General features: G+C 51.8%; 14 protein-coding genes. 4 read left to right on the forward strand and 10 right to left on the reverse strand.

Annotation, left to right across the window (positions count from 1 at the left end):
* Window positions 1-159: 159 nt before the first annotated feature.
* Window positions 160-732 (forward strand): RNA polymerase sigma factor, encoded by a 573-nt coding sequence (locus EHT87_RS06560; protein WP_124905020.1) that lies wholly within the window; start codon window positions 160-162, stop codon window positions 730-732.
* A 12-nt stretch (window positions 733-744) separates the two neighbouring features.
* Entirely contained in the window at window positions 745-1,530 is a 786-nt protein-coding gene (locus EHT87_RS06565; RefSeq protein WP_124905022.1) for an anti-sigma factor, read from the forward strand.
* A gap of 6 nt (window positions 1,531-1,536) precedes the next feature.
* Here the strand turns inward: EHT87_RS06565 and EHT87_RS06570 are convergent, their stop codons facing one another.
* The 10 genes from EHT87_RS06570 to EHT87_RS06615 all read right to left on the reverse strand — a co-directional run bounded on the left by EHT87_RS06570 (window position 1,537) and on the right by EHT87_RS06615 (window position 13,217).
* Window positions 1,537-3,195 (reverse strand): LamG-like jellyroll fold domain-containing protein, encoded by a 1,659-nt coding sequence (locus EHT87_RS06570; RefSeq protein ID WP_124905024.1) that lies wholly within the window; start codon window positions 3,193-3,195, stop codon window positions 1,537-1,539.
* A gap of 35 nt (window positions 3,196-3,230) precedes the next feature.
* Complete coding sequence (locus tag EHT87_RS06575; protein ID WP_124905026.1) at window positions 3,231-4,136, reverse strand: hypothetical protein; 906 nt, start codon at window positions 4,134-4,136, stop codon at window positions 3,231-3,233.
* A 9-nt stretch (window positions 4,137-4,145) separates the two neighbouring features.
* Complete coding sequence (locus tag EHT87_RS06580) at window positions 4,146-6,326, reverse strand: serine/threonine-protein kinase (RefSeq protein WP_124905028.1); 2,181 nt, start codon at window positions 6,324-6,326, stop codon at window positions 4,146-4,148.
* 48 nt (window positions 6,327-6,374) lie between these two features.
* The gene (locus EHT87_RS06585) at window positions 6,375-7,154 is read right to left on the reverse strand and encodes a caspase family protein (RefSeq protein ID WP_124905030.1); all 780 of its coding nucleotides are present in this window, start codon (window positions 7,152-7,154) and stop codon (window positions 6,375-6,377) included.
* 5 nt (window positions 7,155-7,159) lie between these two features.
* Window positions 7,160-7,969, reverse strand: coding sequence for a PP2C family protein-serine/threonine phosphatase (locus tag EHT87_RS06590; protein ID WP_124905032.1), 810 nt, complete (start codon window positions 7,967-7,969; stop codon window positions 7,160-7,162).
* A 3-nt stretch (window positions 7,970-7,972) separates the two neighbouring features.
* Window positions 7,973-8,575 (reverse strand): FHA domain-containing protein, encoded by a 603-nt coding sequence (locus EHT87_RS06595; protein ID WP_124905034.1) that lies wholly within the window; start codon window positions 8,573-8,575, stop codon window positions 7,973-7,975.
* 5 nt (window positions 8,576-8,580) lie between these two features.
* Window positions 8,581-9,525, reverse strand: a complete 945-nt coding sequence (locus tag EHT87_RS06600; RefSeq protein ID WP_124905036.1) for a hypothetical protein — start codon at window positions 9,523-9,525, stop codon at window positions 8,581-8,583.
* A gap of 84 nt (window positions 9,526-9,609) precedes the next feature.
* Window positions 9,610-10,386: an FHA domain-containing protein gene (locus EHT87_RS06605; protein WP_124905038.1), complete on the reverse strand. Its 777-nt coding sequence runs from the start codon at window positions 10,384-10,386 to the stop codon at window positions 9,610-9,612.
* A gap of 800 nt (window positions 10,387-11,186) precedes the next feature.
* On the reverse strand, window positions 11,187-12,113 hold the full coding sequence (locus EHT87_RS06610; protein ID WP_374756020.1) for a 3-keto-disaccharide hydrolase: 927 nt from the start codon (window positions 12,111-12,113) through the stop codon (window positions 11,187-11,189).
* Between the two features lie 105 nt (window positions 12,114-12,218).
* Window positions 12,219-13,217 carry an oxygenase MpaB family protein gene (locus EHT87_RS06615; protein WP_310587516.1) on the reverse strand — a complete coding sequence of 333 codons (999 nt, stop codon included), beginning with the start codon at window positions 13,215-13,217 and terminating at the stop codon, window positions 12,219-12,221.
* A 77-nt stretch (window positions 13,218-13,294) separates the two neighbouring features.
* Here EHT87_RS06615 and EHT87_RS06620 point away from each other — a divergent pair, with 77 nt between their 5' ends.
* Together EHT87_RS06620 and EHT87_RS06625 are read left to right on the forward strand one after the other, a co-directional pair.
* Complete coding sequence (locus EHT87_RS06620) at window positions 13,295-13,768, forward strand: carboxymuconolactone decarboxylase family protein (RefSeq protein ID WP_124905042.1); 474 nt, start codon at window positions 13,295-13,297, stop codon at window positions 13,766-13,768.
* A gap of 56 nt (window positions 13,769-13,824) precedes the next feature.
* The gene (locus EHT87_RS06625) at window positions 13,825-14,163 is read left to right on the forward strand and encodes a YciI family protein (protein ID WP_124905044.1); all 339 of its coding nucleotides are present in this window, start codon (window positions 13,825-13,827) and stop codon (window positions 14,161-14,163) included.
* Window positions 14,164-14,167: the final 4 nt, after the last annotated feature.

Raw genomic sequence — 14,167 nt, forward strand, 5'->3', positions numbered from 1 at the left:
GGTGGTATGACCTTTTTTTTATATACACTTTTTCAGGAAATAGCATTAAAATTGGCTCAGTGGCCGATCACCTTTGGCCCGTGTCTCCTATTAATGACGAGGTAACGAATGCAAAAAAGGTAGTTTACCCGGTTTTAGCTTTGTCCACACCCCTGTCTTATGGCATCCCGACCGTTACTTATTTACAAAACTGATCACGAATTTTACGAGGCCCTGAGCCGGCGCGATGAGCGGGCTTATCAGTTTTTATATGCCGACGTCTTTCCGAGGTTCCGGCATTGGATCCTGACGAACAGCGGTTCTGAAATGGACGCCGAAGACGCTTTTCAAAAAGGTCTGATGAATTTTCTGCTCAATATCGAAACCGGGAAGTATCAACTTCAGGAGAGCGCCCGGATCACAACCGTGGCCTTCGAGTATTGCAAACGGGTGTGGCTCACCGAATTAAAATCGGCCCGGATGCGTAATCACGGCCCCATGCCTGACCACATCGATACGGCGGATTCGGCGGATGTGGTCAACGATCTGGAGCGGCTGGATGTCGTTAAAACGGTTCAGCAGGCCCTTCAGCAACTCAAGGAAGATTGCCGGAAGGTCCTGGAATGGTTTTATGTGGATGAAATTCCGCTGCGGGAAATTGCGGAACGGCTCGGAATGAAGGAAGAGTCGGTTAAATCAAAACGGTATCAATGCGCTGAAAAGTTGAAAGGTTTTTTACCATCAAACCGCTAAGCAACAACGAGTATGAAATTGACACAAGCACAATTTGAATTAATAGAGGCCTATCTGAACCATGAACTCTCCGAGACCGACCGGCTCTCGTTCGAGCGTGACCTGCAGGCCGAGGACGAACTCCGGTCAGCGGTTGATCGCCAGCGCGAGATGCGGTTAGGCCTGCAAGCCGTTGGTATTCAGCGGGCACTCGAACGGGCCAAAACGCAGTACAAAGAAAATGCCCTGGCCGATGGGGCGGCCACAAAACCAGCGGCCCGGGTGCTGCCGCTGAACGGTTTGCGGTATTGGGCCGCGGCCGCTTCGGTGGTGGTGGTGTTGGGCGTGGGCTATTATGCCTATCAGCAAACCGCCAGTCGTCAGGCCGATCTAGCCTATACCGAAACGTTTACGGACAATGACGAGGTGATGAAAAATTTCCCGTCCGAGCATGTTTCGACGCAAACGCGGACGACATTCTTTGAGGCTTTCAAAAATTATAAAGCCGGAAACTACGATCGGGTCATCGGGCAATTAAAAACCCTGCCCGCCGATAAACAAACGATTCACTACAAGAATTATCTGTTGGGACTGAGCTATTTGGCCAACAGGCAACCAACCGAGGCCATTCCGCTGCTGGACAAGGCCCGGCAGACCGCCTTGCCCGAGTTGCATCAGAAAACGGAGTGGTTTTTGGCCCTGGCCTATGTCAAGAATAACCAGAAAGAGCGAGCCCTGCCCCTTCTGAAACGAATCAGTTCGGACCAGGCTCACCCTTTTCAGTCGCTGGCGCAACGCGTAATCAGGAAGATTCAGTAGCGCCGGTTATTGGTTATACAAGGTTTGAACCTCGCTGGGCGTCAGCGCCCGTTTGTAGATCCGGATGTCATCCATCGAACCATAAAAGTAATTGGGAATATTGAGCGCCTGCGCACCAAATTTCAAGTCACCACCAATGCATTCGTCAATGGTGTTTTTCGGCAGATTTTCAGTAGTATACAGCAAAACGTTATCAAAATACATCCGGGCCGAACGGCCACTGTAGGTCATCACGACGTGGTGCCAGGTGTTCAGTTGCAGGCCGCTGGTGAACGTAAAGGTTTGCCAGCCCAACCCGCCCTGGCAGTTGCTGTTCTGCTTAATGTCCGTATTGATTACAATGCCGGCGGCTCCCACATTGGGGCGAATCAAGGAGCTATACATTTCATTGGCCCCATCACTGAAGCGGGACTTGTTATAAATCTGCATCCACCGGTCTACCGTTATGGGCTTAATCCAGATGCTGATCGAAAGCGAAGCCGGGCGTAACGTACTGTTTTCGGCCATAAAGAAATAATCATTCTGACCATCCAGTTGAATCGCCGAATTCGCCTTTCCCTTGCGGTCGGTAACAAATGTGGGGTTGTCGACCAGAATGACGTGGTTATTATTCCCGCTCACATCCAATTTTGATCCGTCGGTAAACGAAACGGAGGCAATCAAATCCTGCGCCAGTGTATCGACCTGCGTGGTGAACGAATCGGTGGTGCTGTAAACGATTTCTCCCGACGGTAATTTAGCATAAGCCCGGTAGTAGTACTTGGTATTGGGCGTTAGATCCAGCAAGGCAACCACGGTATTGGTGCCCAGGGCCGGATTGGCTACCTTAACGGAATTTGAGTTGTTATTGATTTCCGGGTTTGGGTTACTGGCGGAATAGCAAATACCGTATTCGATCGCGGCCGGGCTGCCGGTATTGGTCACGACAAAATTGACGTTGCCGGTTGTAACCCCGGGCGTCGCGCCCATATTGCTGAGTGAAGGTTTCGACCCCGTCCGAAAGGTCTGCACCGGCGAGCTATACCCCGCCCCGGCCAGATTGACCGCAAAACTGCGAATGTAATAAAGCGTGTTCGGTTGAAGATTGGTCAAATTGAACGAAACCGGCGTATTGAGGGCTATTGACTCATCCTTGTAAAGAGTGGTAGCATCGGGTTTTCCCCGCTCCGGCACTGGATTCGTGCTGGAATAGACGATTCCATAGCTGGTCAGGTTGGCGTTGCCCGTCGAGGTCACGGTCATTCCGAAGGTAGCTGCGTTGACAGACAGTTCAGAAGCGGGTTGTAGGCTAACCGTCGGCAGGGCGGCATCGGCCACCGTTACCGTCCGCAAAAGAACAGTCTCCTCGTTGCACGTATTCGACAGCGTGGCCTTGACGGAAAAACTGCCGGACGCCGGATACGTATAACTAACCGTTAAACCGGTCGTCACGGTCGAACTGCCGTTTCCGAAATCCCAGGTTATTTTATCAATTGTACCCGAGCTGTTCGCGATTGAAAAATCAACTTTTTTCTGCTGAATCTGCGCTTCCAGGCTACCCGCCGGTTTCACGCAATTTCGCTTCGTTTTGCGCGACGGCAATTCCCATTTTTCGCAGCCCAGTAAAATTACACCCAGCAGGCAAACCAACGAAACGCGCAGTATATTAGTAGATAATGATTTCATAGATATGTGGAAAGAGCACCTTGTGGGGAAAAATGTCAGAATGAATAACGAACCGCCAGCCCCCACGATTCCGAAGCGGGTTGCCAGTTCCAGGCCGTTTTGCGGGGTTTGGGCTTGTGTACCAGCCAATAAACTTCGGCGATGGTGGCCACGGCAGCCACGCCCAGGCAGGCTTTAAACAAGCTGTTCCTGTTTTTGGCCGCTTCAGCCGCCTTGTAAGCATCGTCATACTGGCGGTAGGTATCCGGGTTGGCGATGATCCCCGTACCGGTCGGGTCGGCCGACTCACTGATCCGGTTCAGCGCGCTGAGTTTGGTTTGGTAATCACTCCGCAGCAACAGGGCCACGGCGCCGGCTCCAACGGCAACCACACCGGTCCCGATCTTCAAACCCATTCGTTTCGGGTATTTAGGGCGCAGAATCTCGTCGATAATCCGGACCTGAATCAGCAGCGTTTCCTTTTTGGTTGCATTGGCGAACTGGATCGCGGCCAAATAATTATTGCGGGCATCCCGGTATTCTTTCTTGTTAAAGAGCAGATTGGCCTGGCGCTCGTAATGGTCGGCAAACTGGTTTTTGGTAAGGGCATCGTCGGGATTCAGATTCAAGAGCTGGTAGAGCAGGTCAACCACGGCCTGGCTGTTGCCCTGGCGCACGCTCTCCTCAACTTTCTGGCGGAGTTCCAGACCGGTGGTGCTTTCTTCGATCCGTTTCTTCGCATAGGCATCATTTTCAAAACCGGGAACTTCGAGGCAGTTCTGGTATTGCCGGCGGGCGTCGAAATACTTTCCCTCCTTAAAGAAGTCATCCCCTCTTTTTTTGTACCGGTCATACTCGTCATCGACGACCACGGTTCCGGTTCGGCCCACTACCTGCACGGAGGGCGCCAAAACGAATAAGAACAGCAGGCTTAAAATAAATTGGTGTGGAATTTTACGCATAGCATTGGATTACTGGTTGGTGCATTGTTTGATTTTCCGTCGAACTTCGTCCGTGTCTTTCAGCGCCTGGGCAACCTGGTACCACGCTTTTGCGCCTTCAAACTCATCCGTAGCGAAGATTTTATTGGCTTTTGCCAGGTAGGAACTGTAGGCTTCCTCTGCTCGGGCGGTATTTAAGTCATTCTCTTTCGCCAGCGCCAGCGCCTTGCTGAACATGGTAATGGCTTTTGCCTTGTCGTTGCTGTTTTTAATAACTTTCATGCCGTCATCGATCAATTGATCATACGCATCCTGCTGCACCTGCTTTTCTTTCAGGAGCTTTTCTTTGGGGTCAACTACGGGTTCGGCAGCGGGCTTTTCTGCCTCTGCTGGGGTGGTTGACGTACCGGCTGTAGCGGGGTCCGGGATGGCTACTTTTCCGCCATTTTCCAGCTTTCTCTTTTCAAATTCCGCAGTGGCAGCCGTATGCAGAGCGGCCACATCCTTGCGGGTAGGGTCAAGCAGTAAGGCACTGCTGGTCAGTACAACGGCCTCTTCGTATCCCTGCCGACGATACGCTTTTCGGGCTTTACTGAGCGCAATGTCAATCCGTTTTTTCAAAGCCTCTTTCGTTTCTCCGACCTTGGGTTTAAGGGGTTCCGTATTCGGTTTCATTTCGACAGAAGAGCCCGCACCCGGTGTTGGTATTAACGTATCTGCCGTTTTTGCCGGACCTCTTAAATTGATGTACAACGCAATGCCGCCAATACCGAGCGCCACCGATGTGACAATACGCCAGGAGAAAGAATGGCTGGGCAAATTGATAACGTATTGATAAATAGCAAATTGATCGAGTGTTTTACCGGACACAGACGGTTTAAAGGTATTTCGCACCGGTATTGCCTCACTGACTGGTTCCGGTTCCGGTTTCGGCGCGACGGCGGCAACAGTGGGCGCTGACGGTTCCACATACACGTCGGTATGGTCCTGCGGATAGGCGTCGGTTGCTTCGGTTTCAGCCTCCACCAGCCGGGGCCGAAGCCCTTCGATGCACAACGCCAACCCTGCAATGGCAATTTTCTGAGTCGGTTTGAATTGTAATACGCGCTCGTAGCGGTTTTTAGCCTCTTCAAACTGCTGCTGTTCAACAAACCCATCAGCCTCGGTTAGTAAACGAGTCACGTAGTGCTGCTCCAGGATTGCTTTACACCGATTGGCTCCTTTTTCGGCTTCGGCATGACCTTCCCGTTTGGCCAGAATTTGCTCGTAACGTAAAAGAGCCTGTTCATAATCCTGCTGCTCAACCAGTCGGCTGGCCTCGTCCAGAAGTTGCGGAATCCGGTCCAGTAAATCCAGCAACTCCTCCTCTTTCCGAACCCGCTCATGAATATCACGAACCAGACAGCGCTGGATCATCGACCGGTAGGGCTCACCGATCTCGTTCAATCGGGCGGGTAATTCCACCGTGATGATTTTCTTCTCAATTTCGCGCCGGGCAGATTGTTCGCTGGTATTTCTAAGGTCGGCCTTGAACGGTTTTTCGCCCGTCAGCATTTCATATAAGATAATGCCAAAGGCCCACAAGTCGAGGTTAAAGCTGACTTTACTGCCTTCTATTTGCTCCGGCGCTTTGTAGGATGGCGTCCCCCGGCCGTCGCTCAGGTCGAAATCAGAGCTGTCGAGTTCTTCGTCAGTCACCAATTTACTTAGGCCAAAATCCGCAATTTTGGGCACAAACCGTCCGGCATTATCGCGCGAGATCAGAATGTTGGCGGGCTTGAAATCGCGGTGAACAATCCGGTGCCGGTGCAGGTGTTGCAAACCCAGCAGAATGCCCTGCGTGATTTCGTAGAGTTGGGCCGAAGACAGGGTTTCCCGTTTGAGCAGGTCGGCCAGGTTGCCATCCGGGTAGTATTTCATAATGGCAAAATCGCTGATGCTCGTGTCGGTTTCAAGCCGGTAACAAGCGTCGTAACGGGCAATATTGGCCTGCCGGGGCACACGCTGGGCCAGATTCACTTCGGCCTTCAGCGATTTGGTATCGTTTCCTTTAAATTCACTGACCTTAATCGCCACCCATTCGGTCTCCAGCTGGTCTTCCACTTTAATAACACGGCCATACGAACCACTCCCCAACAGCGACTCTTTGTCGTTGGGGCGAATGGGGTAACGTCGTTTAAATTCCTGAAACGAAGTAAACGTTGGGGCCATAGGTTTCGATTACATTACCTAGTATATTTTACTCAGTACAGCTCGTCTTCAAAGATACGATAAAGCCAGCGTATCTGAAAAACGGCCATAAAAAACCGGTGCCTGTTTTCCCCGGGTCGTCTGCCGAACCTGCGGAGACACATACCGGTGCAATTCACGGATGGTTACGATTTTGTCATGATCAAAATCGGCCCGTCCGTTGAGTCCTTGTAGCAAATAATACGTAAAGGCCCCGCCCGCTAACCGGCGGCTTTCGATCGCAGACTGCGTCGACCGGCTGGCGAGGATCATCGCCACATTATTTCCTTTGCCGCCATCACTGGTCATGGACTGCGCCACGGTTCGCTGCCGGGATGGGCGGGTCATGCTTCCCGACAGGCAGGCGTCGGCAATACACAATTTGGTGGTGGCTTTGGAATCATGAAAAGCGGTTTTGATCAGGCGATGCGTCAGCAGTTTCTGTTGACTGCCGGGCACCACATCATACGGCACGAAGCTATCCGGCAAGCCGTGGCCCGAAAAATAGAGAATTACGCGGTCACCCGCGTGAGCCTCCCGAAACAGCGTCAGAGCCCGCTGAATGTTAGCCCAGGTGGCCTGCCGGTTGGTCAACAGCCGAATGCGGGAAGCCGCCACCTGACCACCCGGTTTGCTTTGCAGGAATTGAACTACCTGCCGGGCGTCCCGATCCGCAAACCGCAAATCGCCCGTTGCGTAAGAAAGGGCCTGATAATCGGAAATGCCGACTACAACGGCGTAGGTTTGACCCGCAGCAGCAGGTCCGTAACTCAGCCAGAGGCTCAAACACAACAGCCAACACGTTGTCATAAAACTTAGGAAGTAACAATGGACGAATGTCGGTCAGCCGTTTGGGTTACCTGTTTAATACCAATCAAATAGCCGGAATAATTATCTTTTGTCTGTCCACTGCAGAGCGCCACCAGCGAGGCTACTTTGGCCTCATCAGGCATGTTGCCCGACAGAATGGTTTCCAGCGCATATGCATCGATCTGCTCCAGGACACCATCCGTACACATAAAAAAGTAATCACCGGCCTGAACATCCGTCAGTTCGATACAATCCGGTACGGAACGGGCCGCTTGCTCCAGCTTGTCCCCGGCATTGATGACTACCGCCCGGCTGAGCCGGTTTCGCCAGGGGTGGGTCAGCGCCTGCACGGCGGTAATGATACCGGCGTCCACCATGTCGTTCACCTGCTTGTGGTCTTTCGTCCGGAAGATAATTTTTCCATCCCGAAGCTGGTAAATCCGGCTATCGCCAAGGTGCGCTACGGTCGCTCCGTGGTGGTGAAATTGCAGCAGGGTGAGCGTCGATCCCATGCGATTCACGAGCGGATGCTGGTTTAGATAGTCCTGATAAGCCTCATAAACCTGATCGAGAGCCGCCTGCAAATGCACGATATCAAAAACCGGATAGCCCATCGAGGCCGCGTAATCGGCAATGCCATGACACAGCAATTGACTGGCTATTTCGCCTTTGTCCGCTCCGCCCATTCCGTCGCAAACCAGGAATAACTGCGTTTGTTCATCGGCCTTATTTTCATCGGGATATACGGTATCCTGATTGATTGTTCGCTGGCCAATGTGCGAAAACGCAAAGGGCAAATTGGGCTGGATATGCATATGTTACTCGGTTCGGTCGGGGTTAAAGGCCAGGTCAACTTTATAGGTCGTCAGCATGGCCGCAGGAATTGAAAAATGAGCCAGACGGAAACGATCCGCGCCACCCAGGGTTATAACACCTTCATTTTCAACGTCGATAAGCTCCATCTTCTGCAAGGGAATCCCGTTCAGTAAGGTCCCGTTGAGACTCGGCTGCAGGTGCTGGCGGGACTCATCCAGCGCTCCGTCCTGAAGCTGGTAGCGCAACCGCCCACTCCACTTGTCGAACGTAACGGTCAGTGTGCCGTGCCGGCGGCTGATGAAACAGCGACCGTTGTGGACAAACCGTTCAACCTGTACCGTGCACGAATCACCGGTGCCGATCACATTCGGGCCAAATTGCAACGGGTAGGTAATTTCCGGTTTGTTCAGATACGTCAATTTTCCAAATTCGGGGAGACCCTGCACGATAGCCTCATCGTACTGAAAAGCCGACTGCAGACTGTTCACCGCGCCACACCCAACGTGCGAGCAGGTGATGGATCCGCGTGCGGCATCGGCGGCCCGAACCATAATTCGCCGACCACAGTGCTGACAGGCGATCAGCGTTGTTTTAAATCCATTCATACCCATTACTCATCCAGGTCGCGCACATCGCCGTTGTTGATATACGTATCGTCATCCGGTTGATAGGCATCGGCGATATAGCTGGTGTCGTCATCCCCGGTATCATCGGGTCCCTCACCATCGCCGGTTACGGGTTCCGGGGTTGCCGCATCCGGCTCAAGAATCGAATCGACCACTTCCTGGGACATCGTGCTCTCCAGGTAGTTGCTAAAGTCGTCGTTGGTAAGAATAATCGGCTGTTCCAGACGAACCAGGCCCGTTAGTTCACCATCCAGGGAATCATATTGATAAACCGTATCCAGACCTGCATCACCCGTTGCATCCACAACGCGATAGGTTTTGCCATCAGCACCGTCCAGCACCAGCGTGTCGATGATGCCATCGTGATCGAAATCGAGGCCCATCACCCGCTGACCGTTCAGGGAACCTTCAATCAGGGTTGGCTCAGGGGCGGGTTGGGTGTTGGGTGCCGGCGCAGAAGTCGGGCCATAAGGTTTTACCGGAAGTTGCTCTCCGGTAATCTGTTCGGTGTATTCCTGCCGTTGCTCCAGCGACAGACTGCTCCATTCTTCTTTCTCAAAAGTATTGTACCAGTGCCCCTGCCAGCCAAAAACGCCACCCATACCGACTTCCTGACGGGCCGCAGCAAAAGCTTCATCGAAGGACATGCGATCCGTCACTTTTCCCGCCACGTCGATGTCGGCAGGCAATTCGGTAACCGGTGAATTTGTTGGAATAGCGGCCTCATCATTTGAAGAACCCGGCCCGGTTTCATGTGCATCAATCTTTTGTTTGACCGCCCAGGCAGCCCCGCCTAACAGCATGGCCGCTGCGGTGATTCCCACCATTTTCTTTTTATTGGTATCCGAACCCGCTTTGGCTGGTGTGGTTGATTGGGCTAACGGAAATGCGTCCGTATGAAGGTCAGTCTGGTCAGAAAAGGGTGCCATAGGGGTTGAAATACGTAAAAGTGAGCGATGTTGTCAGTTTATCGGAGTAACCCGCAAAAGGTGAGTGAAAAAGACGAAATTTTTTTAGCTGACCCAGACAGCCTGACAACGTCGGCAAGTTTTCTGCTGGGCCAGAAGCTCCCACTCCCGCGTACCAAACGGATCCCGGCAAGCCGGGTTGGGGCACCGATACCGCTCCCGGTATTCCTGATCGATGAGTTCCAGTTTTTCGTCCGTCGACAGGAGCGTCGAGCACAAGGTCGGGATCAACATGCTCAACCCGGCTCCCGACATGATCTGGAGGAACGGCAAGCCCCCGCCCCCCGTTGTCAATACGGCACTGATGCCCACCACAGACGACAGAATGATGCTGCCCGTCCGGATCATTTTTTCGCGATTCCGGCAATCCCGCCGGAGTTTCGGATACTGTTCATAAACCGGCTTCAGTTCGGCAAATTCAGCACGAAAGTCCAGGGTAGGTTTTTCCGCTTTTTGGGCGGCAACCGCAGGAGCGACCGGGTTGGCTTCAACCGCTTTGGCCGACTTACCAGGCAAGAGATCAAGCAGTTCGTCAAGTGTATATTCGGTGTCGGCTAGTCGTATTTTGTCCTGCTTGTCGACAATCTTCCGCGTAATCCGCATGTCATTTACGAACGTACCATTTTTACTAACCAGGTCTTCAAGCACAAAATGGGTCGCCGTACACTGAATTAAACGGGCATGTTCACCGCTCACTTTTCCATTCGGTATGACCATGTCATTATCCGTCTTCCGGCCAATGCTATAGGTTGGAAGATGACTTAAACCGTCAATCAATTGTTCAATCTGGCCTTTTTGGGGAGGCACTGGCAAGAGCGACATGGGAAAGTCTGTATAAAAACGCGTTAGCGCAGCAATATATGATTATTTAACTTGTGAATCCATTCTTATTTTTCAATCGGTTATCTGCTTTATAATTCTTTACTAATTTCACTAAAACCGCCCCTCATTTTCAGCGAATACCGCGCCGTTGGAATTTAATACGTTTCTTATTTATATATTTCTAGATCAGCTCTATAGGTAACTCTTTTCCCAGCCAAATGCTGCTTATAAGCCTTCAAATGGCTTTTTGCAGGTATTCACCCTACCAATCCCGACGCGGGCCGTACAGGCCGGAAGTAAAAAAATGGTTTCATAATTCGGATTATGCATCAGAAAAGTACAAAATATATAGCTGTTTTCTCTGCCAAAAGTTTTCAGCCAAACACCGATTGCTCAGGTAATCAAAAGCATAAAAATAGCGTAAAAATGAATGATCGCGCCCGAAAAAGGGCGCGGCAGAATTTCAAAAAACAGGCAGTTTACAGCACTTCCGGCCTTACCAACGTGCGTAGAATCGATACAAACCGCATCACTCTCTGCCCGTGTATGGACGTTTTTATTGGAGGAAATAGGAGGAAAATCCGCTACTTAGTACCTGATCCTAATCGACCTGGTGTAGTAATTTATAAAGCCGCTGTGGGCGGAAAAGAACCGTACGTTTTAATGTGTGACTTCCGACTAAATCGCTTGTATCCGTAATTGGAATACGCTTATAGTAATCCGCAAAATAACGCGGCAATTCGACTTGCTTCGTCTCCCGGAAGCCTATGTCTGCCAGACACTCAGCTACACCCTACAACTTACTTTTTAAACGTACACTTCGAATTATCCGCCACCCGGTAATACGCCTTGTAATTGGACGCTTTGGGATTCATGCAACCCTTCAGATTCAGGACCTCAATGTTCCGGAAGTCGATGGCGTGGCTTTCACTTTGCAGGGCGATATAGCCTTCGGTTAGGAGGGTGTTGTCTTTTTTGAGCCAGTAGTCGGGGTTCCCCACGTGACCGGAGGCAAAATCGTTCTGCTTGCTGATGTACCCACCGCCAATCTTCGGCTTTTCGTACGTCAAAACCGTGTCGCCCTCGATGATGTGGTGAATGATTTCGCCACCCAGCACCACGGCCGTCACACGGACCCACTGATCGCCGTCGTAAGTTTTCGACTGCGAGTCGATGCAGTGATCCGGGATCACCTTCCCTCCCATTTCAACGATGGTTCCGGGCGTACACAGATTGGCCGTATGCCGCACCCCTTTGCCCAAACCGCCCAGCGTCTGAATCTCCAGCGAAATCGGGAAATCCTGGTCTTTGGTCAGGCTCCTGGCCGACTGCGAATGAATCATGACCCCGCTGTTGCGCACATTCCAGTTGGCACCCCCCGGTACCTGATCGCCCAGAAACCGGTAGTCAAATTTGAGAATGTAGTACGAAAAAGGCTCTTTGTAGTAAATGTGGCCGTATTTGTTGTCGAAGGTCTTATACTGGTCGTACATGATCCGCAACATGCCGTTTTCGGCCCGAAACGTATTTTTATAGTTGGCGTTGAGGTCTTCACCGGCAATTTTAATATCCCAGCCCGTCAGGTCTTTGCCGTTGAAAAGCTTGATCCATTCCTCTTTTTTCGGGTCGTTCTTCTGGGCAAAAGCCGGGTGGAAGAGGAGTGCGAAGAGGCTATATCGCAGAGCTAAGCGGAGAATAGCAGAGTTACTCAGAGAGTATTCGCTCAACTCCCTTAATCTCCGCTTAACTCTGCGAAACAATTTTTCATTTAAATACGCCATCGGTCCAAAACGTTAAGGTGACATCAGTAGGAAGAATAAATCCGAGCCCGTCTACTTGCGCTGTCGCTGTTCTTTCGCAAGGAGTTTCGTTGGCCCCAATTCTTCAATGGCAGGCAGTCCGTTTTTATACGAGCGATGGACGGTATTTTCCACCAGCATCGGATACGGTTTGAAGGTAATCCAGCGCAACGGCCACTTGCGGAGCCAGAACGACCCTTCGAGCAGATTACAGAACCAGGCCGCCGGCCGACGGTAGCCGAACGCTTCGCGGAGTTTGTCGTTGATGAGGGCCGAAAAAACCGGCTTGACGGCAAACCGCAGCGGTTTTGGAAACCAGCCTTCCACAATCCGCACCGTCGAATCGGCAACCTGGCGGTTGCTGTCGGCATACCGGAAATGCTCGGCTTCATACGCATCCGTAAAAGCCTTCAGGTCTTCGATGGTTTCGGGAATGTCCGTCAGGTTCATCCGCTGCCCCACTTCCCGGAAAAACAGAAAGAACGCCCGTTCTTCGGCGGTTGTCAGTTTCCGCCAGCCGTAGCGGTTGATCCAGTTGATGGGGTAAAAAATGAAGGTCGAAAGCACCAGCAGAAAGTCCTCGTTCGGAATGCTGTAAAAACCGTGCAGGCGGTTCATGTGCGTAATCGCCCGCAGCCCGGTTTCGGTATTGAGGCCGTACTGCATAAACCACGCAATCAGAATACCGGTATCGTCGTACCGCTTCTGACCGTGTTTCTCAAACTCCCCCGTGCGCATTAAAAGCGCCGAGGTGCGCGGACTGGCGTAGGTATGAAACAAGGCCAGTTCGAGCGCCCGCGTGATGTCGAACGGAAATTCATAGCCTACCAGCAGTTGCACCATCCGCTGGTAATCCCGCTCCGGGTCGAGCTGCCGGAGTTCGCGCCGAACCGCCGGATTGCGAAAAAGGCCCGCTCGTTTTGAATAAACCGGTACTTCCATTTCAATTGTCGTGTGGTCGATGGTTCGGTTTTCAGTTGACTTTTCGTATACTCTATAACCGAAATAAAAATGGCTGACATTTTTTTTCAAAGATGTCCAATTTCCGGAATCTCACCCATTATTGGGGTGTAAATCGATCATTCATTTTTATTTTCATCAAAAATACCATGCAACAGAGAATCAATGTGCACGAAAATGGGCAAAGTGCTCTGAAGGCGATGTACGGTTTGGGGGGGTATCTGGCAAAATCCTCCCTCGAAAAACCGCTGCTCAATTTACTTTATTTTAGGGTTTCGCAAATCAATGGCTGCGCCTGTTGCCTGGATATGCACTCAAAAGATCTGCGGGCTGCGGGCGAAACCGAACAGCGTTTGTATTTGCTGGATGCGTGGCGGGAATCGCCTTTTTACACCGATCGCGAACGGGCCGCTCTCGCCTGGGCCGAAGCCATCACCAACCTTACGGAAGGCCACGTTCCGGATGACATTTACGAACAGGCGCGTACGCAATTCTCCGAAGAAGACGTGATCGATCTAACGATGGCCGTCATCACGATCAACGGTTACAATCGCATCAATGTCGCCTTCCGTACGACGGCGGGTGCCTACCAGCCCGGTGCCTACGCGGTTCAGGCCAATTAGCGGTAGTAAAAGGAAAAACAGGTAACTTCATTCACTTATGAACCAAAAAATCACGAATGAAAGACTTCATGTTACTGTTCCGGCAACCGAGCTATGACTACAGCAACGCGTCAAAAGAAGAGATGAAGGCCCTTGGTAAAAAATGGGCCGACTGGGTTGGCGGCATCGCAGCCCAGGGAAAATTCATCAGCAACGGTGCCCGGCTTGCGCCCGAGGGCAAGGTTCTGAAAGCCGGGGGCGTTGTGACCGACGGCCCCTTTGTTGAAATCCGGGAAAGGCTGGGTAGTTTTATTATGGTCAAAGCCGACAGTTTGGAAGATGCCACGACCCTGGCGCACGGCTGCCCGGCGCTCGACGCCAATGGCAGTGTTGAAATACGACCGGTGTATCCATAACCCT

It is taken from the genome of Larkinella knui (genome assembly GCF_003858645.1).
GTDB lineage: Bacteria > Bacteroidota > Bacteroidia > Cytophagales > Spirosomataceae > Larkinella > Larkinella knui.